The organism is Paraburkholderia sediminicola (assembly GCF_046030555.1).
GTDB classification, from domain to species: Bacteria; Pseudomonadota; Gammaproteobacteria; order Burkholderiales; family Burkholderiaceae; genus Paraburkholderia; species Paraburkholderia sediminicola_E.
The window spans coordinates 1-1,674 of record NZ_JAQQCH010000060.1 but is presented as its reverse complement, the minus strand read 5'-3'; the positions used below and the strand labels follow the sequence as shown (position 1 = coordinate 1,674).

At 61.6% G+C, this 1,674-nt stretch carries 1 protein-coding gene; it reads left to right on the top strand.

What is annotated here, in order from left to right:
• Positions 1-100: 100 nt before the first annotated feature.
• On the top strand, positions 101-1,531 hold the full coding sequence (locus PQQ52_RS34565; RefSeq protein ID WP_408221511.1) for an ISNCY family transposase: 1,431 nt from the start codon (positions 101-103) through the stop codon (positions 1,529-1,531).
• The last annotated feature ends 143 nt before the right edge of the window (positions 1,532-1,674 follow it).

The following is a 1,674-nucleotide window of genomic DNA, read 5'->3' as shown; positions in this document are numbered from 1 at the left end:
TGTAGTAGCTTTATAGAAATGTCGTGTTCTAGCCATTTAGAAATGTCGTGTTTTGGCCTCGGTATGCTTGCCGGTTCCCTGCGGGACTATGGAGCCGGCCATGCATGCAGCTGCACTGGTGACATTGAACATGCGCGAACTCGACCGTCTGAAGGTCATCCAGGCCATTGTCGACATGGGCCTCAAGCCTGGTCGCGCGGCCGAACGCTTGGGCTTGACCGTACGTCAGGTTGAGCGCCTGGTGATCCGCTATCAGGAATCCGGTGCGGCGGGACTGGCCTCGCACAGACGTGGCCGTTCCGGCAACCGGAAGCTGGACGAAGGACTGGCTCAGCAGGCGCTGGCGATCATTCGTGAGCGCTACGCCGATTTTGGGCCGACGCTGGCCTGCGAGAAGCTTTGGGAATGCCACGGCATCCGGATGGCCAAGGAAACGGTCAGACGGCTGATGACGGACGCCGGTCTGTGGATACCACGCCGGCAGCGCCCGCCGAAGATCTACCAGCCGCGGGCGCGTCGTGCGTGTCTGGGCGAACTGATCCAGATCGATGGCAGCGATCACCGGTGGTTCGAGGAACGGGCGCCGGCCTGCACACTGCTGGTGTACGTCGACGATGCGACCAGCCGGCTGATGCATCTGCACTTCACGGCGAGCGAATCGACCTTCAGCTATTTCGAGGCGACGCGGGCGTACATCGAATGCCACGGCAAGCCTGGCGCGTTCTACAGCGACAAGGCGAGCGTGTTTCGCAGTGGCAAGGCCCATGAAACCGGCAGCAGCGTGACGCATTTCGGCCGGGCGATGTTCGAGCTGAACATCGACACGTTCTGCGCGAACAGCAGCTCAGCGAAGGGTCGCGTCGAGCGTGCCCACCTGACGCTGCAGGACCGGCTGGTCAAGGAATTGCGACTGCGCGGCATCAGCACGATCGTCGAAGCCAATGCGTATGCGCCCTCCTTCATGGCCGCCTACAACGCACGCTTCGCGAAGCCGCCGAAGAGCGATTTCGACGCGCACCGGCCGCTGCGAGGTGACGAGAATCTCGACCTGCTGATGACGTGGCGCGAGACGCGACGCGTGACGAAATCGCTGACCATCCAGTACGACCGCGTGATGTACCTGCTGGATGACACGCCGGAGAACCGGAAACTGATCCACCGCTACATCGACGTGTGGGAGTACCCGGACGGGCGCATCGAGATCCGCGCAGATGGCCGGGTGCTGCCGTACAGGCAGTACGACCGGCTGGCCGAGATCGACCAGGGCGCGGTCGTTGAACATAAACGCCTGAGTCACGCGCTGCAGGTCGCGCAGGCGATCCAGGCGCAACGCGACAACCGGCGCATCTCCGGCTCCCCCGCGCGCACGAATCAGGGACAACCGGTTCGGGCAACGGAACGCGCGCAGGGCACGAAGAAGCAGCGTGAATTCACCCAGGACGACATCAACGGCGTGATCACGGAACTGGCACAACGAAGGCAGCCGAACCAAACACGCAAACCTGGCCGTCGGTCTGCAGGATCTGTCTGAACGGACTGACACGCCCTGCCCGTTCACGCGCTGTCCTTCAACGCTACGTGAGATTCAAACCGTTAAAGACAGAGTCAAACTCAACGTCAAAACCCGACATTTCTAAATAGCTGCCGCTACGACATCTTGAAATGGCTATGACA